This window comes from Prochlorococcus marinus str. MIT 1013, assembly GCF_027359395.1.
In the GTDB taxonomy this organism is placed as follows: domain Bacteria; phylum Cyanobacteriota; class Cyanobacteriia; order PCC-6307; family Cyanobiaceae; genus Prochlorococcus_B; species Prochlorococcus_B marinus_E.
In genome coordinates, this window is the sequence record NZ_CP114778.1 from 945,811 (window position 1) to 967,381 (window position 21,571).

The following is a 21,571-nucleotide window of genomic DNA, read 5'->3' on the forward strand; positions in this document are numbered from 1 at the left end:
ATTTGTTAATCAATTTAAACCAATAAACCAACAGAATTCATGGATGATGTTCATAATGCCCAAAACAAGATCTAATCCTGAATATGGTGATGGGAATTGGAAACAAATCTAGTTTCAACATGGATGAAGGAATCCTACCCAGTCAATCTGCACGTATTGAGGTTATTGGTGTTGGGGGTGGAGGAAGTAATGCCGTCAACCGAATGATCAATAGTGATCTTGATGGAGTTACTTACCGAGTACTCAATACAGATGCTCAAGCTCTAATCCAATCATCTGCAACTCATAGAGTTCAACTAGGTCAAAGCTTAACTAGGGGGCTTGGTGCAGGCGGCAATCCAAGCATTGGACAAAAGGCTGCGGAGGAATCAAGGGCTGACCTTCAACAAGCCTTAGAAGGAGTAGATCTAGTCTTTATTGCTGCAGGAATGGGAGGTGGAACCGGTACGGGAGCAGCTCCAGTTGTTGCTCAGGTTGCCAAAGAAAGTGGTGCCTTGACAGTTGGTATAGTAACTAAACCATTTAGTTTTGAAGGCAAACGTCGCTTAAGACAGGCTGATGAAGGTATCGCAAGGCTTGCAGAAAATGTAGATACGTTAATTGTTATCCCAAACGACAGACTAAAAGACGTAATTTCTGGAGCACCTTTGCAAGAAGCTTTTAGAAGCGCTGATGATGTTCTAATGAAAGGAGTTCAAGGAATAAGCGATATAATTACATGTCCTGGATTAGTGAATGTAGATTTTGCTGATGTGCGTTCTGTCATGACAGAAGCTGGAACTGCTCTTTTAGGGATTGGCTTAGGGTCCGGCAGATCTAGAGCCTTAGAAGCCGCCCAAGCAGCAATCAATAGTCCTCTTTTAGAAGCAGCTCGAATAGATGGAGCAAAAGGATGCGTAATAAATATAACTGGAGGAAAAGATATGACTCTTGAAGACATGACATCTGCTTCTGAGGTTATATCAGATGTAGTAGATCCAGAAGCAAATATAATAGTAGGTACAGTTGTTGACGAAAAGCTCGAGGGGGAGATTCAGGTAACAGTAATTGCAACTGGATTTGACAGTAATCAGATTTATTCAAATGAAAGAAATAGGGCAAGACTTTCACCTCAATCTCTTTACGATCAATCAGAAGCCAAGGAAGCAGGTGCCTCAATACCAGAGTTTTTACGTCTAAGACAAAATCGTTGAGATTTATAGACCTACTAAATATTAAGGTGACCCGGATTCCACGCCTGCTTTGAGCATCCAGTATGGCTGCTACCTTCCGGTCCTGACCAGGTTTAGGCGTCACAGCCGCATGGGGCCGAGTCAATAATATTCTAGCAATAGCTAACCACGTTATTAAGAATTAAATGCTAACCACAGATTTGGTTCGTTTTAAAAAGTTGGGCAAACAGATAACTGTATTAACTGCTTGGGATGCTATCTCATCCTCAATAGTAGAAGCATCTGGTGCTGATGTTGTTCTGGTGGGGGATTCACTTGGAATGGTCGTATTAGGACATGCAACGACTCTTCCCGTAACACTTGATCAAATGCTTCACCACACACAGGCTGTTTGTAGAGGTTTTTCTAACCCTGTCGCTAATCAACCTTTAGTAGTTTGTGATCTCCCTTTCTTAAGTTATCAGTGTGGAGAAGACAAGGCGGTTGAAGCTGCTGGAACTTTACTGAAAAATTCCTGTGCTTCAGCAGTGAAGCTTGAAGGAGCTGAACCTGAGACTTTATTGGTCATTAAAAGACTTATAAGGATGGGAATCCCAGTAATGGGCCACCTTGGCTTAACTCCGCAATCAGTTCATCAGCTTGGATATAAATCGCAAGCAAGAGATAAAGATAGTCAAGATAAAATTTTCAAAGATTCCGAAAAGCTTCAAGAATCAGGATGTTTTGCAATAGTCGTTGAACATATTCCAGAGGAAATTGCCAGAAAATTAAAAAGAAATTTGATAGTTCCTGTAATTGGCATTGGCGCAGGAAATGATTGCGATGGTCAGGTAAGAGTTACAGCTGATATCCTTGGCCTTTCAGTTGAACAGCCACCTTTTGCAAAGCCTTTATTTTCAGGACGAGAACTTTGCATTGAAGCTCTAAAAAAATGGATTAAATCCACTAATCCAAACCAAGAGAATCCCACCACAAAAACATCTGAATCAATACCTGATTGCTGATTTGCATTCCATTAGGATCACTTAAAAAATACCTACCATTCTTTTTTAATAGAGATCCTTCGTTTAAAGAATTTAGCCAAAATTTCTCCAGTAATTCTAAATTTTTATCGCATTCTTTTTGCGTCCATCCAGCATTTTTAGCAAGTTCCTCCAAATGAACACCTTCACGTCTTCTGAGACCAATCATCAGTAGTTCATCCAATGGCATTGGTTTTGACTTTTCATAAGACAAGCTTTTCTCTAATAATTGACTCTCTTGCTGATCAATCCATTTTCTATAACCAGCAATTGTTCTGGGTCTAGAAAACCTCTCCCCCCAAGGAGCACTTGTCGCCCCCATCCCAAAACCCCACCAACCAGAACCACTCCAATACATACGATTGTGTCTAGATGCATGACCAGGCAATGAATAACTTGAAATTTCATATCTAGAAAAACCCTTACTTTTAAGAAATCTATTGGTTTCAAAATCTATTTTTTGAGCTTCAGATTCAATGGGGATATTCAAATGCCCTTTTTTGTGAATTCTTCCAAAAACAGTATCTGGTTCGATGGTTAAATCATAGATTGAAAAATGTGGGGCTTCCGTATGAACTGCTTGTTCCAAATTTTTAATCCACTTAGAAAAATTTAATCCTGGGAGATTTTGAATCAAATCAAGACTCCAGCTTCTTAGCATTCCTTTTTTAAATAATTTATTTACCCAATTACAAGCCTCTATTAATTGAGAACAATTATGTTTTCTACCAATAGAAGCCAAAGTAATATCATCAAATGCCTGACCTCCTAAGCTAAATCTATTGATTCCAATTTCTATGTATCCATTCAGATCATTTTCAAAAAATGTTGCAGGATCAACCTCCATAGTTATCTCCGCACCATCTTGAAATCCAAATTTTCTTTGAAGATTTTTCAACAAATCACCCACCTCATTTTTTTTCAACAAAGAAGGTGTTCCACCACCAAAATAGATTGTTGACAATGCAGGACCTCTAGGTGCAATTGAAATCTCTCTATGAAGTAAATCCAAATATGCGTTAATAGAAGTTATCCCTGGACTACCTGGAACTTGAGCGCTATCACCTAAAGGGATAATGGAAAAATCACAGTAAAAACATCTTTTATGGCAAAAGGGTATATGCAAATATGCACTTCTTGGTGGGGCTACCATTTGAGCTCTAGATATACAAATCCAAATAAATGGTCACTTTTACAATCCAAATCTTTGAAAATAAATAAAGCTTTAGTAAAAAACGAGAAGCAAGCATAACCTGAATATATGGCAGACCTAGTTATTCTGGTTTTATTTCTTATATCAGGTGCAATCACCGGATGGATTGGAGTGAATTGGTTACCAGAAGAGACTTTAAACCATATTACTAATCTCAAAAATTTAAAAATTGCCCTATCAGGATTAACCGCTCTCGTCGGGCTTTTAATAGCATTCCTTTTTCAGCAATTTAGAAATAAATTAACTAAAAGGATAAGAACGATGCCAACAGATCTACTAGTTAGTAGATCTGTTGGCATCGTTCTTGGACTTGTCATAGCAACCCTTTTATTAGTTCCTGTACTTCTTCTACCCTTACCAGCTGAATTATTTTTTGTAAAGCCTATTTTTGCTGTACTTAGCAACATTTTTTTTGGAGTTCTTGGATATAACCTTGCCGATGTTCACGGTCGAACCGTTTTACGTCTGTTCAATCCCAATAGCACTGAATCTTTGTTAATGGCAGATGGGATTCTTACTCCAGCCAGTGCAAAAGTTTTAGATACCAGCGTGATAATTGATGGTCGTATTCAGTCCCTCCTAAGATTTGGGCTAATAGAAGGTCAAATAATCGTAGCCCAGTCAGTTATGGATGAGCTACAAAAATTAGCTGATTCAAGTAACAATGAAAAAAGAGGAAAAGGGAGGAGAGGTCTAAAATTACTCAACCAACTAAGAGAAAGTTATGGAAGAAGATTAGTTATCAACAGTACAAAATATGAAGGAGAAGGGACTGATGAAATTCTTTTAAAGTTAACCTCAGATATTTCAGGAATATTAATCACAGTCGATTACAACTTATCTCAAGTGGCTCTAGTCCAAGAAATCAAAGTTCTCAACTTAAGCGATTTAGTACTTGCAGTTAGGCCTGAAGTTCAACCTGGTGAGAAGTTAAATTTAAAAGTTGTTAGAGAAGGTAAGGAAAACTCACAAGGTATTGCCTATCTTGAAGATGGCACAATGGTTGTTATTGAGGAGGGTCTCCAATGGATCGGTAAAAGAATAGAAGTAGTTGTGACTGGAGCATTACAAACACCAACAGGCAGAATGGTTTTTAGTAAAGCTTCAAATGATCAGCCACCGAACAAATTTGAAAAAACAAAAGCATCTCAAGGCTAGATCTAGCTAGGCTCAAATCCAATAGGACTTCACTTCATAATGACCACATCTGCTCCGTATTATGGCGATTCTGCCGTAATGAGAACTCCGCCACCTGATTTACCATCACTTCTTCTAAAAGAAAGGATAGTTTATTTAGGCTTGCCACTATTTTCCGATGATGATGCCAAAAGGCAACTCGGAATGGATGTAACTGAACTAATTATTGCCCAACTTCTTTTTCTGGAATTTGATAATTCTGAGAAACCTATTTATTTTTACATTAACTCAACTGGAACAAGCTGGTACACAGGAGATGCAATCGGATTTGAAACTGAAGCCTTTGCAATCTGCGACACTCTAAGATACGTAAAACCCCCAGTCCATACCATTTGCATAGGGCAAGCCATGGGGACCGCTGCAGTAATACTCTCGGCTGGGACAAAAGGGCAACGCGCGGCATTACCACATGCATCAATTGTTCTTCATCAGCCTAGAAGTGGTGCTCAAGGCCAAGCAACTGATATTCAAATCAGAGCGAATGAGGTCATTCACAACAAGAAAGCAATGCTAGAAATCCTTAGTCATAACACTGGAAGATCAGTAGATCAATTATCCAAAGACTCAGATCGAATGAGTTATCTAAACCCACATGAAGCAGTAGATTATGGGATTATAGATCGTGTTCTTACGAGTAGAAAAGACTTGCCAAGCGAGAGAGTTTTGCCCAAATAATCGAATAATTTTTCCAATTTTTTAATCATTAACATCAATTACTCAACATTAAATTAGCCATGCCTATCGGTACTCCAAGCGTTCCATACCGTCTTCCAGGAAGTCAATTCGAAAGATGGGTTGATATATATACAAGACTTGGTGCGGAGAGAATTCTATTTCTTGGTCAAGAAGTAAATGACGGCATTGCAAATAGCCTCGTAGCACAAATGCTTTATCTTGATTCTGAAGACAGTAGTAAGCCGATCTATTTGTATATCAATAGTCCTGGAGGCTCCGTAACAGCGGGTTTAGCCATCTATGACACTATGAAATATGTAAAAAGTGACGTGGTAACCATTTGTGTTGGTTTAGCGGCCTCAATGGGTGCTTTTTTACTCTCTGCAGGAACAAAAGGTAAAAGGCTTGCACTACCCCATAGCAGAATCATGATCCACCAGCCACTAGGTGGTACTGCTCAAAGACAAGCGAGTGACATAGAAATTGAAGCACGAGAGATTCTTAGAATAAAAGAAATGCTCAATAAATCCATGGCAGAGATGACGGGACAAACATATGAAAAGATAGAAAAAGATACTGATCGTGATTACTTTTTGAGCGCGGAAGAAGCAAAAGTCTATGGCCTAATCGATCGAGTGATAACCCATCCAAGCGAAAGTTAAGATGAGAAATTTGTTGTTCTTATTAATTAAATTGTCTTGATAGTCAAAAAAATATATCAATGGCAGTAGTTTCGATAGCACTCTATTTCGTAAGCTCAGCCTTAATTAGTTCTGAAATACCAAACACATGGCAAAACTTTTTTACGACTCCGATGCAGACCTAGGTCTTCTTCAAGATAAAACCGTTGCAATTATTGGCTATGGATCTCAAGGCCACGCCCATGCATTGAATTTAAAAGATAGTGGTATCAAAGTTGTTGTTGGACTTTATGAAGGAAGTCGCTCAGCGAGCAAAGCAACTTCTGATGGATTGGAAGTTTTAAGCGTCGCAGAGGCTTCTGAGAAGGCAGATTGGATTATGGTACTTTTGCCTGATGAGTTTCAAAAAGATGTTTATAACAAAGAGATAGCTCCTCATTTAAAACCAGGCAAAGTACTAAGTTTTGCGCATGGTTTCAATATTCGCTTTGAATTAATAAAACCACCTGAATTTGTCGATGTTGTAATGATTGCCCCAAAAGGACCAGGTCACACTGTCAGGTGGGAGTATCAAAATGGTCAAGGGGTTCCAGCTTTATTTGCAATTGAGCAAGATGCCTCCGGCAATGCAAGATCACTTGCGATGGCATATGCAAAAGGTATCGGCGGCACACGCGCTGGGATTTTAGAAACTAATTTCAAAGAAGAAACAGAAACTGATCTTTTTGGAGAACAAGCAGTTTTGTGCGGAGGCCTATCAGAGTTAGTCAAAGCAGGTTTTGAAACTCTTGTAGAAGCAGGTTATCAACCTGAATTGGCCTACTTTGAATGCTTACATGAAGTCAAATTAATCGTTGACCTCATGGTTAAAGGAGGTCTTACTGCAATGAGGGATTCGATTTCAAATACAGCTGAATATGGAGATTACGTAAGCGGACCAAGATTAATAACCAAAGAGACAAAAGAAGAAATGAAAAATATTCTTGCCGATATTCAAGATGGTACTTTTGCTATGAACTTTGTAAAAGAATGCGAAGCAGGCAAACCTGAAATGAAGAAAATTCGCCAAAAAGACTCAGAGCTTCCAATAGAAAAAGTAGGAAAAACACTTCGTTCGATGTTTAGTTGGCTTAAATAAGACTAAAAATCATTTTTTTAATTTTAGTTGCAGTTATTCTTGACCTTTTAATAGGTGATCCCAAAAGCTTGCCACACCCAGTCCAATTCATGGGTTGGATTATTAGTTTTTTGAAAGGATTAACTGAGGGAATTAAGAAAGAAAATAAATCAAAGTTATATATTGGAGGCTTAATAATTACACTTATGGTCGTATCATTAAGTGGAATTTCTGGATGGATTATAGAAAGATTATTTTTATTTTTTGATACAAAAAATCCTATATTAAGTACATTAATTTTTGCTTTTGTTTTAAGTAGTTCGCTTGCATCAAGAAGTCTAAATAAAAGTATATTAGAAATTTTAAATTTAATAAGCAAAGAAATTCATAGTGAAAATTTACGTGATTTGAGACAAAAATTATGTCTTATAGTTGGTAGAGATGTTGAGAATTTAGATACTAATGAGATTCTTAGAGCCGCAGCGGAGACAGCAAGTGAAAATTCTGTGGATGGCATTTTTGCGCCATTATTTTGGATGTTTTTAGGAACTATTTTCTGGGAATTCAATCAATCTATGCCTGGGCCATTAGCAATGGCATGGATCTTTAAATCATCTAGCACTATTGATTCAATGCTTGGATACAAAGAGGGAAAATTAAAGTGGCTTGGCTTTACCGGTGCGAAGCTGGATGATCTAATGGTATGGATTCCTTCAAGGATTGTATTAATTACGCTTCCTTTTTGTTGTAAGACAAATCAATCAATTTACAAAACAATAAGGGATTCCTGGAAAGATGGAATTGTTGATTCTTCTCCAAACTCAGGTATTTCCGAAGCAATATTTGCTTATTGTGCTGAAGTAAGAATGGGAGGAGTAAACTATTATAAAGGCGTGAAAAAAATAAAACCCATAATTGCAAAGTCCTATCCAATAGCAAGTATAAATTCTGTCAAAAAGATACTTAATTTGAGTCTTAGACTTCAACTTGCCTGGCTATTAGGTTTTTCCTTAATAATGAAATTAATTAATTTATTAATTTAAAAAGCACCTCTATCCATTGGAAAAAGTAAAACACCTAATGTAAGAATAATTATTTCTAAGTCAAGTATGAAATTTCTATTTCTTGCATATAACAAATCCAATTCAACCCTTTTTTTGTAACTAAGGTTATTTCTACCACTTACCTGCCATAATCCGGTCAGTCCTGGTCTCACAGATATAACTTCTTCCATAAAAAGACTATATTTGTTAATCTCATTACTAACAATTGGTCTTGGCCCAACGACACTCATTTCCCCTTTTAAAACATTAAAGAATTGAGGTAATTCATCCAGACTAGATCGTCGAAGAAATCTACCTAATTTTGTTACCCTAGGATCCTGACGTAATTTAAAATCTTTTTCAAATTCCTTTCTCATAAGAGGATATTTCTCTAATAAATTTGGTAGTAATTCATCAGCATTTTTATACATAGTACGAAACTTAATACATCCAAATTCTCTATAATTTCTTCCTACTCTTTTTTGAATATAAAAAACAGAGCCACGAGAACTTAACTTTACTAATATGCCAATAAAAATAAATATTGGTGATCCTAAAATTAAAACCAGCAAAGAAAAAATAACATCCCCTATCCTTTTTAATGTGCGTCCATATCGACTCTGATTTCTTATTATTTCTACAGCAGGCAAAGAAGAAGGTTCTTTCGAGATAACTTCAAAAGGAATTATTGGAGATCCTTTACGGAACTCAGACCATCGTAATAAAGATTTTCTAGGATTAGTTTGCACAGATTATTGAGTTAGTAAGCTCAAGACTGCAATAAAATCACACCATACTTAATAAAGATTTTCTTGATCAAGGCCTAAGGTCACTAGTGTCAATGTCACAAGAATTAAGATGCTCATTCCAAGCTCTATTTATGGTTTTCTCAAATCTAAATTTAAATGAATCCTGAGAAAAAGAATTAGCCCAATCTCTAATTAACTCAGGATTTAAATCTTTCCACAGTTGCTTTTCCTTAAAATATTCGACGGCTTCAACCAAAGACTTCACTGTCTGATCAGGGAACAAGAGACCAGTTGCTATTTTATTCGATTTAGAGTTAAAGCATTTAACTGTATCTAGGACCCCACCTTTACCAAAAGCTATGACAGGAGCCCCCGAAGCCATTGCTTCCACAGGAGCGATTCCAAAATCCTCAATACCCGCATAAACAAAAGCTCTACATTTGCTCATTAGATTTTCAATATTCTCCTTACTTTGAAAACCGAGAATTTGAACCGTTGGACCTGCAAGGTCTGTTAAATATGCTTTTTCAACTCCGTCTCCAACAACAATTAATGGCAATTTGAGCCTATTAAAAGCTCTCACAAGTAAATCAACCCTTTTATTAGGAACCAATCTGCAGACACTTAAATAGAAATCTTCTCGAGGCAAATTCCAATCGAAACGATTGACATTAACGGGCGGGTGTAAAACCTCAGAGCGCCTTCTCCAGTATTTCCAAATCCTTTTTGCCGTAAAATTAGAATTTGCAATTAAGTAGTCAACTCTTGAGCTGCTTAGTTGATCCCATTGTCTCAAACTATGCAATTGCCATCTAATTAATGGTCCTAACCCTATTCTTCTTAAAAAAGATCGTTTCAAATATATATTCATCTGATCCCAAGCGTATCTGACAGGTGTATGTACATAACAAATATGAAGTTGATCAGGTGACGTCAAAATGCCCTTTGCCACAAGATGACTACTGCTTATAACCAATGGATATCCTGCTAGATCAAGTTGCTCAATTGCAAAAGGCAAAAGGGGTAAATATTTTTGAACATGTGAGATCCCGAATGGTAATTTTTGAATAAAGCTAGTTCTTACTTTTCTATTTAATAACCAGCTAGTTTTTGGTAAATTTCCTTCATTAACTAAAGAAAAAAGTTCTGGCTGTGAAGAGATTTCAGTCAACAAGTCATCGATCACCTGAACAACATTCTCGGCACCACCTGTTGATCTTGGAGTAAACCATTCATGTACTAATGCGATATTCCTTGGAAGATCTAAACATGAATTTACACTCAAAGTAAAACCTTAAATCCTAAAATTAATTTTATTTTATTACAACTTAGATAGTATGACAATAGAATATCAAATCATCAATTATTTAAACCTTAATTATTTTTGATTCAGCTCTTTGACTTACTCAAGAATCTGTCTAAAAAGAGATAGTTGCTTTATCTATATATGATATTAATGGATCATAAAAGTTATGAAATAAACTACCACTAAAAGAAAACAAGTAAACAAAACCACTCAAGAATCCTAGAAAAACAAAGTATCTAACATAGCCACTTCTTCTTTTTAACTTAGCAACTGAAAAAAGCATAATCAATAAGAAAAGGAAACCTATTGATTCGGCTACTAAAAGTGCTGGTCTATCAACAACCAACTCAAAGTTGCCCCCAAAAATAAGATCATGTCCTGCTATATTTTCTTTAAATAAAATAAAGTTGATTAGCTCAGAGAAACCAAGACTGGCAATAAGAGAATAAGATACAGGCTTTGTAAGCCTATTCATTGTCTTGCTAAAGCTCAATAAGAGCACCGCGATAAAAATAGATGTAATTATTGGTAGCCCAGGGATTAGCCAAGTAAGATTTAATAACATAGTTATAAAACAAGCTTTATTTTATATGCAACTATAAGTTTTTTCATAGGGTCTGGAAGACAAAACATGAAAATCGAGTTGAATTTACAACAATCCTAATCGAAAAACCTCTATTCATTACACAAAAACATTTAATATTTTTCTAGCAAGGAACTGTGGTAAAAACAAGCCCTCAATTAATAGTCAAACAAAACTTAATAAGGGAATAATAAAAATTTTAATTTTGATATAACTCTTTTGTTTCTTGATATAGAAAAACATATAAATTTCTAAATATATAGATTATATGTAATTCAATTTCAATTATTAAACTTAAAAATTTTTACTTATTATTTTTTAATTAAGGTTGCTTACCAAATAAAAGCAAAAGTAATTCACTATAAACAGTCTAAACAAATTGCTAAATCTCAAAGAAAAACGAAGTTCTAACAAAAAACCCTTATAGTTTAAAGATATAACTATGTTTTAAATTCAAAATGTCTGAGATTGATTCAAAGGTCAATAATCAAAGTATCAATTCAGATCTAGATGATACAGAAACAATTGAACCTAAAAATGATCCAAAACCAATTGATCAAAGTCAAAACCTCAATTCATATCCTAAATGGATAAACAATAAAGGCGAAGAGGTAAAACAAGTTTTTGGTTTTAATGAAAATGCTGAACTTGTTAATGCCAGAGTAGCTATGATAGGTTTTTTAATGCTCATACTTACTGAATTGGCTTTTGGTGGCGAACCAGCAACGCTGAAAATTTTTGGAATCAACTAGAAATCAAATCTTTACATTATATTTATTCCATTAACTTACTTGATTTTTTAAAAGCTATGAATAAAAAAACATTAGTTGGTGTTTCATACGTATCTGCTTGGGTAATTATTTGGGGAACAATAGGTTCTCTTATTGATTTTTATTTCCTTCAAAATACATATCTTCCAGGCTCATTAGGACAGTTTTCAACATTTATAATTACAGCTTTGTTCTCTTCAATTATTGCTATATATATTTTCCCGACAATAAATGATAAATTTATAAGTTAATAACGATAACGTTCAACAACTTGAGAAGGCTTGTCATTAATTCCTTTTTCATAAAGGATCCATTGATTAGTTTCCATATCATGATCACAACCCAAGCCTTCTAATTCAACAGATTTCAATCGTAATTCATAATGACATTGCTGATCAGCTTCAAAAGCGGATTTATAGCCAGTAAAATAATATAAATATCCAAAAATTATTGCTATTAGAGATATAAACGCAATAATTATCTTCATGAAAGCTAATAAATCATTGATAACATATTAGCTTTTCTCGTAGACAAAAAAGGAATTTATATTTTTTTTTCGTTTACTGTTTCTAAAGGTATCTCACATTCAGTTAAATCTTGATCGTTTAAACGGTCCAATATACGAACCATATCAAGTGATGATAGCTCCCCATTGCTTCCCCATTTAAGAGTTGTCTTTCGCTGTTGAGGAATCTTTTTCGCCTTTTTATCCTGGCTTCTTTTTTGAACCATTACTACTAAAATGCCTCTAATAAAACATTAAAATATAAAGCTTCCATCCCAGTAATCAAGAAAAAATTCTTAGTCAAACTTTACTTTTATTTTTTTAATAGTAATATTTTCCTATTTTTAGAAATCGCTTTAACACGTCCTTAATGATTTAAATATTAGGTTGATAAAACCACTCTTAACGGCCAAAATTATAAACAAACTCTTGAAATGCAGGATTGTAAAAGTAAACAAGTACACTAATAACTAATAAGACATTCAAACCAATTACTATTGAACCAATAATAACTCTCTGACGCTTTCCTGGGACTTTATATTTCATGCCAGCTGGCAGGTTAACTAATACATCTGGATCATTAGAAGTTGATTTTTTAAACTTATTGCCTTTGACCTTATTGGTCTTAGTTGCCTTATCATTAGTTTTTTTGGAATTAAAAGCTTTGGAGCCCATTTTCTTAGTTAGAAGAATTTCTTTATCTTTATATTTCTAAGTTTACTTAGGCAAATCAGATAAAAACCTATTTTGTTCTAGTTTTTCACATTAGTTTGTTAACTAAGTCAGAAATCAATAATCAAGCGATCAATTTATTGATTATATTTAACAATATTTCTTGATAGAATCAATAATACTTTTGGCTTCCTTTCTTTTGAAATTAGAATCCGTAGCCATTATTAAATTCGCCTCTAAACCCAGTAATCTAGTTTGGCAAGAAAACTTTTTATTTTTTGAAGCAATTTTTTGATATTCATTTATTTTAAATAATGCTTCCTTGCAAAATTTTATATCTCTATAACATATAAATACCAGCTTATCAATTTCCATATAATCTTTGGATTCATTTGCTATCAGTGGATTTATAGGAATAAGCATAGATATAAAAAGAGCAGATACGAATTTGATTTTTTCATATAAAAAACTAATCAAAATATAATCTCCGATAAAATGTGTTGATAATTGTTTAAATATGACTAACAATACCTGAGTGAATAAAAAAAATTATTTTTCTTAATCATTAAAATTTTAGATTTTTACAAAAAAAAGGACTCTTTTTTAAAGAGTCCCTAACAAAAAATAAATTGTCAGATAGCAAAACAGCTTTTTAAGAACTTAACCCTGAACACGGTCCTTAAACAACTTCCCAGCAGTAAAAGCTGGAACTCGCTTAGCAGGTATTGCTATCTTCTCTCCAGTTTTAGGGTTTAATCCCTGACGTGCAGAACGATCACGAGGCTCAAAAGAGCCAAACCCTAGAATGGAGACTTTCTTACCCTCCACTACAGAATCAATAATTGTATCTATGGCAGCATCAACTACCAGAGATACGTCTGTTTTAGTTAGCTCTGTACGAGCTGCAACTAGGTTGACTAAATCTGCTTTGTTCATTGGAAAGGATTGTATGTAGCAGGGAGTAAGAGGAGGGAAACCAATAGATGATTAGTTTCCAAAAAGCTCAATCTTGCTAATGGTATGGACCAAATCACTTACCTGCAACCTAAAGAGCTTGTGACAGTAAGCTTTTTAAAACTATATATGCATTTTTTGTTGATTCAACAATGCCTCAAAGGCTTGAACTAAGCAGCTAAAAAAAAAAATGCATATTCTCCATCTTTGCCAAGAAGCTTGTCAGGGCAAGGCTTCTCGAAAGATAATTTTAAAAATTTATAATCGAGAGCAGCACTGAAGTTTAAAATTAATTATTTTTTTTAACAAAAATCACACATTTTATTAAATTCTCGCGAATTAACAAAGGTCTGCAGAACCGCACATTTATTGGTGTTACAAAATAATACCCACACAAAAAAAAGAGCGCAATAAATCAAAAAACCAGATTTTTCTAGCTCTAGGACATCCATTGTGAAGCCGTAATTGCTAAAAAGCTCTGATTTTTTTTTGCTATTTTTTCCAAACATTCTAAAGATTTAATTTTCAATTGGAATAGAATATATTTGAACTAGTTCAAAAACCAGACGTAAAAACAACGTAATTTCTCGCAAAAACAATTTAGTATTCATTTAAAAAAGCATCAAATGCCTAATAAAATTTCTTTTAAAATTAGATTTCGTTTTTCATATCTTGTTAAAACAAACTAAACACCTAAGTTGTAGGGAAAGTTACTTGATTATTTTCATAAAGGTCAAACACAATTGGGAAAAGTAAAAGTTGGTTCAGCATGGCCTTTGGGTAGCTCAGTTACTCTTGATGGGGTTAATTTCTCTATCGCAGCTCCACATGCAACAAATGTAGAATTACTAATCTTCCAAAATGAAGATGACGAGTATGCAAAAGAAACAATATCCTTAGATCAGAAAAACAGGTCAGGGGATTATTGGCACGTTGAAATAGAGGGACTAACTGAAGGAACGTTATATGGATATAAAGTATCAATTGACGGGTATATGGTTGCCGAGGAACATATTGTTTTAGATCCATGTGCCAGAGCAATTACAGGGTGGGGAAATTACATAAGATATCCAAAAGAGAAAGTGAGCAAAGGTTATGCTAATCACCTAAAGGGAGTAGTAACTAAAAGAGATTATTTTGATTTCAAATCCCACCCAAGACCTAAACATTCATGGAATAAAACAATTATTTATGAATTACATGTTGGTGGGTTTACTAAAAGCAATGATTCAAATATTAGCGAAAGGAAGAAAGGTACATTTATAGGATTAATTGAAAAGATACCTTATCTTAAAAGTTTAGGTATTACATCTATTGAACTACTTCCAGTATTTGCTTTTGATTCTAATGATGCCCCTGAAGGACTAGTTAACTATTGGGGGTATAGCCCTATTAATTGGTTCACACCACATCAAGGTTTTGTAGATAGTTGTAATCCTTTAGAAGCAAGGGAACAATTCAAAAAGTTTGTAGAAGTTTGCCATGATAATGAGCTAGAAGTATTAATCGATGTTGTTTATAATCACACAACAGAAGGGAATCAAAATGGTCCAAGTATAAGTTGGAAAAATTTTGGTCCTAAAACTTACTACCATCAAGATGAAAAGGGAAATTATCAAGATGTGAGTGGATGTGGAAATAGTATTGCTGCTAATCGTCCTTTAGTTAGAAAATTAATATTAGAATCATTGCGTTGTTGGGCAATTGAGTTAGGCGTTGATGGATTTCGTTTTGACTTAGGTATTGCTTTGAGTAGAGGCGAAAACTTAATTCCTTTAGATAAACCTCCCTTATTTGAAGAAATCGAAGCAGATCCTAAGCTTAGTGATGTGAAATTAATAAGTGAGCCATGGGATTGTGGAGGACTTTATAAACTAGGAGATTTCCCAGCAAAAGAATTTAGGACATGGAATGGACACTTTAGAGATGATATTAGAAGATTTTGGAAGGGGGAAAAAGGTACAATATGGTCACTTAAAGATAGATTAATAGGGAATAAATTACTATACAATGATAATAATTTTGCAAATATATTTAGTATTAATTTCATAACTTCTCATGATGGATTCACGTTAAAAGATCTAGTAAGTTTTAATAAAAAGCATAATCTTGCAAATGGGGAAAATAATCGAGATGGAGAGAATAATAACAATAGTTATAATTACGGAATTGAAGGGCCAACTACTAATAAAAAAATAAATAATTTAAGGCAAAGACAACAAAGAAATCTTATTTCAACGCTTCTTTTATCTCCTGGAATTCCAATGCTTTTAATGGGAGACGAGGTGGGCAGAAGCCAAGGAGGGAATAACAACACATGGTGTCAAGACAACCCACTTGGTTGGATGGATTGGGATCATAAAAATTGGGATCAAGACTTAAAAGAATTTGTTATGAAGCTCATATCTCTAAGGAAACAACTACCAGAGTTTTTTAGTCCTAATAGTATTTATGATTGCCAAAAAGAAAATACCAAGGTCAAAACTTCTGATTTTTGGATTCAGTGGCATGGCATTAAACTTAATAAACCTGACTGGAGTGACTGGTCGCATACTATTGGATTTAGCATAAACAAAAACAATGAGGGCTCAGCAGTTTGGCTTGGCTTTAATGCTTACAAAGAAGCAATGCTTTTTGAATTACCAACTCCAATTTCTCCATGGAAAAAATATATTGATACCTCTGTTTTAAAAAATAAAAATATCTCTAGAAAACCATTAGAGAATCAATCAAATATACGTATCGAAAGTAACAGTCTAGTGCTTGTGGTCTCCAGTGATTATTCAAAAAAAATCAAATTATGAGAATCAAGCGGGCGGCGGGAATCGAACCCGCATCATCAGCTTGGAAGGCTGAGGTTTTACCACTAAACTACGCCCGCGCTAGAACTAATGATCTACTCTCATTTGGAGTAAAAATTAATTTAGCTTCTTCCATTATTACCTTGCGAGTCCCATTATCCAAAAAAGAGTGAATAAGTCCACATCGATTTACGAAGAAAATAATCGCACAAGACTAATGATCTCTTATGCAATGGGAGATGCTGGCACGGGTTTAGCCGCGATACAGCTAGGTACTTACCTATTTTTATTTTTCACTTGTGCTGCAGGAATTCCTGCATTTATTGCAGGCTCCTTGCTCATGGTTTCAAAACTTTGGGATGCGATAAATGATCCACTAATTGGATGGATGAGTGATCACACCAGATCAAGATGGGGGCCAAGACTTCCTTGGATGGTAGGAGGTGCTGTTCCCCTTGGTTTTTTCCTTGCAGCAATGTGGTGGGTACCTCCGGGAGAGCTAGGAGCAAAAACGACTTATTACGTCTTCGCTGCAATTTTCTTGATGACTGCTTACACAGCGGTAAATCTGCCTTTTGCCGCATTATCTACAGAGCTAACTGAAAATATAGCTATTAGGACAAGACTAAACGCGGCTAGATTTACTGGGTCTATTTTGGCAGGAACCACTGGGTTAATAGTAGCCGCAGGCTTCTTATCTAAAGGAGTTGAAGGCTATTCTTCAATGGGGAGAGTAACAGGAATTATTGCTACTTTTACAACTTTAATTGCTTGTTGGGGACTTGCCCCATTTGCTAAAAAAGCTAGAAAGCCTGCTTCTCAAACTGAGCCTTTTAATCAACAACTAAAAAGAGTTTTAAATAATAAACTCTTCACACGAATTATTACTCTTTATTTGCTTCTTTGGTGCGGACTTCAATTAATGCAAACTGTTTCATTAATCTATCTTGAACAAGTAATGCTTGTTCCAATTGAAATTTCAAAGTGGATCCCAATACCATTTCAAATAAGTACGCTAGTAGGTCTACAGTTTTGGAGCTTTTACTCAAACAAATACGGGAGAATATCGGCTCTTTTCAAAGGGGGTAAAATTTGGATATTAGCTTGCCTTTTAGTTATGTTTATGCCCCCTATAGCAAAAGGTGTAAGTATAAATAGTTTATATTTATTCAATAATTTTGAAAGCATGAAAATGCTAATCCTTTTGTTAATAATAACATTAGTAGGCTTTGGAGCATCAACAGCCTATCTTATTCCTTGGTCCTTACTCCCAGATGCTATTGATAGAGATCCAGAGAAGCCCTCAGGAATATATACAGCATGGATGGTATTTATTCAAAAAATTGGTATTGGTTTAAGCGTTCAATTCTTAGGTGTTCTTTTATCTTTAGCAGGATATAAGTCATCAACTAATTGCTTATCAAGTTTTGGTGATTTAGATCAACCTTTAACTGCAATTATCACTATTAGATTATGCATGGGATTAATACCTTCTTTTCTTGTGATTGCTGGATTAATAACTATGAAACCCTGGCGAAGTTTGGATTTTAAATCTAAAAGTTTAGGTTAATGAATTATTCACCTCGATGGCTAAGAAGATTCTTTAGCAGCTTGTTAATCGGAGGACAAGCAATTGCATCAATAGCTAATGGAAAAATCAATAAATCAGATTTAATAGATCAATTAATGGAAGCAGGACCGGGTAGCTTCATTATCGTTCTCATAACAGGCATTGCGGCAGGAACGGTTTTCAATATTCAGGTCGCCGCAGAATTGAGTAAACAAGGTTTGGGTTCTGCAGTAGGCGGCCTTTTAGCAATTGGAATGGCGAGAGAAATAGCTCCTTTACTGACCGCAACTCTTCTTACTGGAAAAGTTGCAACTGCTTATGCCGCTCAAATAGGGACAATGAAAGTTACTGAACAAATTGATGCAATTACGATGTTACAAACAGATCCAGTTGAATATCTAGTAGTGCCAAGACTTTGCGCAATGGTTGTAATGGCGCCAATACAATGCTTATTGTTTTTTTCTATAGCTTTATTTAGCGGGCAATTTAGCAGCACTATTCTATATAAAATTCCACCAAGCATCTTTTGGAATTCCGTAAGAGAATGGTTAATAACATCTGATCTGCCATTTATGCTTGTTAAAGCATTAGTGTTTGGTTTCTTAATCGCAATAATTGCTTGCGGATGGGGTTTAACTACTAGAGGAGGACCAAAAGAAGTAGGATCAAGTACTACTGGAGCAGTAGTAATGACTCTAATAACAGTTTCCTTAGTAGATGTTTTACTCACCCAAGTTCTTTTTGCTTGAAAATTATGACTTCTGAAAATCCACTTGACAAAGATAGTGTAATTTTGTCTCCGTCATATCGTTTACCCATCTTTATAGTATTTTTGGGCTTATTATTTTTAATTACACCAATTCATCCTTGGCCAACTATCTTAATTAGCAGTTTTGGTTTTTTTCTATTATTGCAATCTTTTACCTTAAAATTAAAATTTACTAAGGACGATTTAATTGTCATGCAACTTGGTAATGAATTAAGAAGATTTCCTTTTAAAAATTGGATTGCCTGGAGAATTATTTTACCTAAATTGCCAGGTTTTTTATACTTTAGAGAAGAAGCAAGCCCTCATCTATTGCCCATAGTTTTTGAGGTCAACTCATTAAAGGAACAGCTAAGGTTAAGAGTTAAGGATTTAGAAGTAGAAAAAGAAGTAGAATCATCAAAATATAAAAATTAATTGAAGTTTTTGAAATATGGAATCCGAGGAAAATCTATCTAAAGAAAAACAAAATCTAAATCAGAATATTTCTGTGGGTAATTCTTCACCTTTAAAAATTACACATCAAAAGCCTCTAGAGAAACAAACTGAATCACCAATTATCAATAAGCCTGAAAACAACAAAAACATCTCTAATGAACAGACACAGAATTTAATTAACCTTGCTCTTAAAGATCTTAAGCTTTCACGTGAAAATTTAGAAAAAGAACTAGAAGAACTTTCGAAAAAGAAAATACAAATCGAGACTGAACTTAAAAAGTCGTTTTCAGGTCAATCTGACGCAATCGCTCGAAAAGTTAAAGGTTTTCAGGAATATTTAACTGGTGCCTTACAAGACTTAGCTCAATCAGCAGAGCAATTAGAACTTGTTGTACCGCCAGTAATAGTTAAGCCATCTCCACTTGATGAAAATAAAAAAATTGCGCCTTCGAAAGAACAAGAAACCATCATTGCTGTCTCAGATACTTTCAAACCTGATGAGAAATTAATAAGGAGATGTTTTAGTCAATTTCTGGAACAACCAGATTTTTATGCAGAGCCCTGGAAACTTAGAAGGAGTTTAGAGGATAATGATGTTGAAATCCTCGAAGATTGGTTCTTTAGCATGGGTGGTAGAGGTGCTCAACCTAGTAGAGGCAATAGATCTAAAAATGCTCTAGTTGCATCAGGGATTATTGCCATTTTAGGTGAGTTATACGGCGAACAATTTCAGACTTTGGTTTTAGCAAGTCAGCCAGAAAGACTGGGGGAATGGAGAAGATGTCTCCAAGATGCCTTAGGACTTAATCGCGAGGATTTTGGACCAAATAGCGGAATAGTCCTTTTCGAGAGATCCGATGGACTAATTGAAAGAGCAGATCGACTTGAAGAAAGAGGTGAATTACCTTTTATAATTATTGATGCAGCAGAGATAAATATAGAAATTCCAATTCTTCAGTTCCCGACTTGGATAGCCTTTGCAGGAAGTCCAAATGAAATTTATGAAGAAGATGATTTAATATAAAAATTGCTATTTGAACTATTTTGAATCTATTAATTCTATTTTTAGGATACTTATTTGGATCTTTTCCTAGTGGTTATTTAGCTGGAAGAATTACTAAAGGAATTGATATTCGTTCATTAGGTTCAGGGTCAACCGGAGCAACAAATGTTTTAAGACATATTGGGAAACGCGCAGCGATTACAGTTTTTATACTAGATGTTTTAAAAGGAATTCTATCTATTTTATTGGCAAAATATTTCCTCCTAAATGATTCATGGCAAGTAGCTATTGGTCTATCAACTTTAATTGGTCACATTTGGCCCATATGGCTAAATTGGAAAGGTGGTAAAGCTGTAGCTACAGGATTAGGAGTATTTCTCGGCCTTTCATGGCAAGTTGGACTTGCCACTTTAGGCATATTTTTAGTAGTCATTACATTATTTAGAATAGTATCACTTGCAAGTATTAGTTCTGCCTTAGCTCTACCTTTAATAATGTTTCTAAGTTTTAAAAGTTCAAGTACTTCTCTTCCATATCTATTAATTTCATTATTAGCTATGATTTTAGTCATTTGGAGACATCGAGAGAATATAGTTAGACTGATTAAAGGTAAAGAGCCGAAAATCGGAAACCCTAAATAAATTAAATAACAGCTTTATCGCAAAAACTTTTGAACATATAAGCAGGGTCATTTGATTGGGTAATTGCTCTTCCAATAACTAGTTTTGAAGCTCCCATCTTAAGGGCTTCGGATACATCAGAGACCCTAGATTGATCGTTAATGTCTGAATCTATTGACCGGATTCCTGGTGTTATTAACTCAAAAGTCTCAGGATAAACTTTACGGAGGAATTGAACCTCTCGAGGGCTGCAGACACATCCTCCTAAACCAGACTTAGAGGCAATCTCTGCTAGGTGCATAACACGTTGATCTATTGATTGATTGATCAATAGATCATTAGCAAGGCCCTCTTGATTCCAACTAGTCAAGATTGTTATCCCCAAAAGTTTTGGCGGCTTTAAATTAACTTTGGAGGCTCCTTCATATGCAGCTTCATTTGCCATCTTTAAAGCCTTCATGCCGGCACAAGTATGCAAAGAAATAAATTCAGCACCAGTTTGTGAGGCGACAAAACATGCTTTGGCAACTGTAGTTGGAATATCATGAAATTTAAGATCTAAAAATATTTTTTTCCCCTTATCTCTTAAAATTGACAATATATCTGGTCCTTCAGTCACAAACAATTCGAGTCCAACTTTAACCCAGGTAATTTCAGGTATTTTTTCCAGTAATTTGAAAACATTATTCTTATCCATACCATCTAAGGCAATAATTATTTTTTCACTTGAATTATCAATATTTGTCATAAAAAC

25 protein-coding genes, 1 tRNA gene and 1 other RNA gene are annotated in these 21,571 nt (G+C 34.9%); 15 read left to right on the forward strand and 12 right to left on the reverse strand.

Annotated features, from left to right (window positions below; translation table 11 throughout):
• The first annotated feature begins 89 nt into the window (after window positions 1–89).
• A complete protein-coding gene (gene ftsZ / locus O5633_RS05765; RefSeq protein WP_269611183.1) occupies window positions 90–1,193 on the forward strand; it encodes a cell division protein FtsZ in 1,104 nt (367 codons plus the stop codon).
• 25 nt (window positions 1,194–1,218) lie between these two features.
• On the opposite strand, the gene ffs is transcribed toward ftsZ, so the two are convergent.
• Window positions 1,219–1,315, reverse strand: an RNA gene (ffs, locus tag O5633_RS05770) — signal recognition particle sRNA small type.
• Window positions 1,316–1,357: 42 nt separating this feature from the next.
• Here ffs and panB point away from each other — a divergent pair.
• Window positions 1,358–2,176, forward strand: coding sequence for a 3-methyl-2-oxobutanoate hydroxymethyltransferase (gene panB, locus O5633_RS05775; RefSeq protein ID WP_269611184.1), 819 nt, complete (start codon window positions 1,358–1,360; stop codon window positions 2,174–2,176).
• Here panB and hemW read toward each other — a convergent pair.
• Window positions 2,118–3,347, reverse strand: coding sequence for a radical SAM family heme chaperone HemW (gene hemW, locus O5633_RS05780; RefSeq protein ID WP_269611186.1), 1,230 nt, complete (start codon window positions 3,345–3,347; stop codon window positions 2,118–2,120). The two genes, panB and hemW, sit on opposite strands and share 59 nt — an antisense overlap.
• Window positions 3,348–3,455: 108 nt before the next feature.
• Here hemW and O5633_RS05785 point away from each other — a divergent pair, with 108 nt between their 5' ends.
• From O5633_RS05785 to cbiB, 5 genes are all read left to right on the forward strand, one after another.
• Window positions 3,456–4,565: a PIN/TRAM domain-containing protein gene (locus O5633_RS05785; RefSeq protein ID WP_269611187.1), complete on the forward strand. Its 1,110-nt coding sequence runs from the start codon at window positions 3,456–3,458 to the stop codon at window positions 4,563–4,565.
• Window positions 4,566–4,604: 39 nt separating this feature from the next.
• Entirely contained in the window at window positions 4,605–5,279 is a 675-nt protein-coding gene (locus tag O5633_RS05790) for an ATP-dependent Clp protease proteolytic subunit (RefSeq protein WP_269611188.1), read from the forward strand.
• 59 nt (window positions 5,280–5,338) lie between these two features.
• Window positions 5,339–5,941, forward strand: a complete 603-nt coding sequence (locus O5633_RS05795) for an ATP-dependent Clp protease proteolytic subunit (RefSeq protein WP_269611189.1) — start codon at window positions 5,339–5,341, stop codon at window positions 5,939–5,941.
• A 127-nt stretch (window positions 5,942–6,068) separates the two neighbouring features.
• Window positions 6,069–7,058 (forward strand): ketol-acid reductoisomerase, encoded by a 990-nt coding sequence (gene ilvC / locus O5633_RS05800; protein WP_269611190.1) that lies wholly within the window; start codon window positions 6,069–6,071, stop codon window positions 7,056–7,058.
• Window positions 7,059–7,078: 20 nt separating this feature from the next.
• A complete protein-coding gene (gene cbiB, locus O5633_RS05805; protein ID WP_269611318.1) occupies window positions 7,079–8,080 on the forward strand; it encodes an adenosylcobinamide-phosphate synthase CbiB in 1,002 nt (333 codons plus the stop codon).
• Here the strand turns inward: cbiB and O5633_RS05810 are convergent.
• The 3 genes from O5633_RS05810 to O5633_RS05820 all read right to left on the reverse strand — a co-directional run bounded on the left by O5633_RS05810 (window position 8,077) and on the right by O5633_RS05820 (window position 10,610).
• Complete coding sequence (locus O5633_RS05810) at window positions 8,077–8,829, reverse strand: sugar transferase (protein WP_269611191.1); 753 nt, start codon at window positions 8,827–8,829, stop codon at window positions 8,077–8,079. The genes cbiB and O5633_RS05810 overlap by 4 nt on opposite strands.
• A gap of 67 nt (window positions 8,830–8,896) precedes the next feature.
• Entirely contained in the window at window positions 8,897–10,114 is a 1,218-nt protein-coding gene (locus tag O5633_RS05815) for a glycosyltransferase (RefSeq protein WP_269611192.1), read from the reverse strand.
• 133 nt (window positions 10,115–10,247) lie between these two features.
• Window positions 10,248–10,610, reverse strand: coding sequence for an NAD(P)H-quinone oxidoreductase NdhF (locus tag O5633_RS05820; protein WP_269611193.1), 363 nt, complete (start codon window positions 10,608–10,610; stop codon window positions 10,248–10,250).
• Between the two features lie 566 nt (window positions 10,611–11,176).
• Between O5633_RS05820 and O5633_RS05825 the strand changes: the two genes are divergently transcribed.
• Window positions 11,177–11,470 (forward strand): high light inducible protein, encoded by a 294-nt coding sequence (locus O5633_RS05825; RefSeq protein WP_269611194.1) that lies wholly within the window; start codon window positions 11,177–11,179, stop codon window positions 11,468–11,470.
• Window positions 11,471–11,526: 56 nt separating this feature from the next.
• The gene (locus tag O5633_RS05830; protein ID WP_269611195.1) at window positions 11,527–11,739 is read left to right on the forward strand and encodes a hypothetical protein; all 213 of its coding nucleotides are present in this window, start codon (window positions 11,527–11,529) and stop codon (window positions 11,737–11,739) included.
• On the opposite strand, the gene O5633_RS05835 is transcribed toward O5633_RS05830, so the two are convergent.
• From O5633_RS05835 to O5633_RS05855, 5 genes are all read right to left on the reverse strand, one after another.
• On the reverse strand, window positions 11,736–11,975 hold the full coding sequence (locus O5633_RS05835) for a hypothetical protein (protein ID WP_269611196.1): 240 nt from the start codon (window positions 11,973–11,975) through the stop codon (window positions 11,736–11,738). The two genes, O5633_RS05830 and O5633_RS05835, sit on opposite strands and share 4 nt — an antisense overlap.
• A gap of 56 nt (window positions 11,976–12,031) precedes the next feature.
• Entirely contained in the window at window positions 12,032–12,220 is a 189-nt protein-coding gene (locus O5633_RS05840) for a hypothetical protein (protein ID WP_269611197.1), read from the reverse strand.
• A gap of 175 nt (window positions 12,221–12,395) precedes the next feature.
• Window positions 12,396–12,668, reverse strand: coding sequence for a hypothetical protein (locus O5633_RS05845; protein ID WP_269611198.1), 273 nt, complete (start codon window positions 12,666–12,668; stop codon window positions 12,396–12,398).
• 147 nt (window positions 12,669–12,815) lie between these two features.
• The gene (locus O5633_RS05850; RefSeq protein WP_269611200.1) at window positions 12,816–13,142 is read right to left on the reverse strand and encodes a hypothetical protein; all 327 of its coding nucleotides are present in this window, start codon (window positions 13,140–13,142) and stop codon (window positions 12,816–12,818) included.
• Window positions 13,143–13,325: 183 nt separating this feature from the next.
• Window positions 13,326–13,601, reverse strand: a complete 276-nt coding sequence (locus O5633_RS05855; protein ID WP_011295240.1) for an HU family DNA-binding protein — start codon at window positions 13,599–13,601, stop codon at window positions 13,326–13,328.
• Window positions 13,602–14,362: 761 nt separating this feature from the next.
• Here O5633_RS05855 and O5633_RS05860 point away from each other — a divergent pair.
• A complete protein-coding gene (locus O5633_RS05860; protein WP_269611201.1) occupies window positions 14,363–16,423 on the forward strand; it encodes a glycogen debranching protein in 2,061 nt (686 codons plus the stop codon).
• A gap of 6 nt (window positions 16,424–16,429) precedes the next feature.
• On the opposite strand, the gene O5633_RS05865 is transcribed toward O5633_RS05860, so the two are convergent.
• Window positions 16,430–16,500 (reverse strand) — tRNA-Gly (locus O5633_RS05865).
• Window positions 16,501–16,637: 137 nt separating this feature from the next.
• Between O5633_RS05865 and O5633_RS05870 the strand changes: the two genes are divergently transcribed.
• The 5 genes from O5633_RS05870 to plsY are packed head-to-tail and all read left to right on the forward strand — an operon-like array spanning window position 16,638 to window position 20,838.
• A complete protein-coding gene (locus O5633_RS05870) occupies window positions 16,638–17,990 on the forward strand; it encodes an MFS transporter (protein ID WP_269611320.1) in 1,353 nt (450 codons plus the stop codon).
• Window positions 17,990–18,739 (forward strand): MlaE family ABC transporter permease, encoded by a 750-nt coding sequence (locus tag O5633_RS05875; RefSeq protein WP_269611202.1) that lies wholly within the window; start codon window positions 17,990–17,992, stop codon window positions 18,737–18,739. The genes O5633_RS05870 and O5633_RS05875 overlap by 1 nt, the downstream gene beginning before the upstream one ends.
• Window positions 18,740–18,744: 5 nt before the next feature.
• Window positions 18,745–19,173, forward strand: a complete 429-nt coding sequence (locus O5633_RS05880) for a DUF3119 family protein (protein ID WP_269611203.1) — start codon at window positions 18,745–18,747, stop codon at window positions 19,171–19,173.
• 16 nt (window positions 19,174–19,189) lie between these two features.
• Window positions 19,190–20,218: a DUF3086 domain-containing protein gene (locus tag O5633_RS05885; RefSeq protein ID WP_269611205.1), complete on the forward strand. Its 1,029-nt coding sequence runs from the start codon at window positions 19,190–19,192 to the stop codon at window positions 20,216–20,218.
• 20 nt (window positions 20,219–20,238) lie between these two features.
• A complete protein-coding gene (plsY, locus tag O5633_RS05890) occupies window positions 20,239–20,838 on the forward strand; it encodes a glycerol-3-phosphate 1-O-acyltransferase PlsY (RefSeq protein WP_269611206.1) in 600 nt (199 codons plus the stop codon).
• Between the two features lies 1 nt (window position 20,839).
• Here plsY and pyrF read toward each other — a convergent pair whose 3' ends face one another.
• Window positions 20,840–21,565 (reverse strand): orotidine-5'-phosphate decarboxylase, encoded by a 726-nt coding sequence (gene pyrF, locus O5633_RS05895; protein WP_269611207.1) that lies wholly within the window; start codon window positions 21,563–21,565, stop codon window positions 20,840–20,842.
• Window positions 21,566–21,571: the final 6 nt, after the last annotated feature.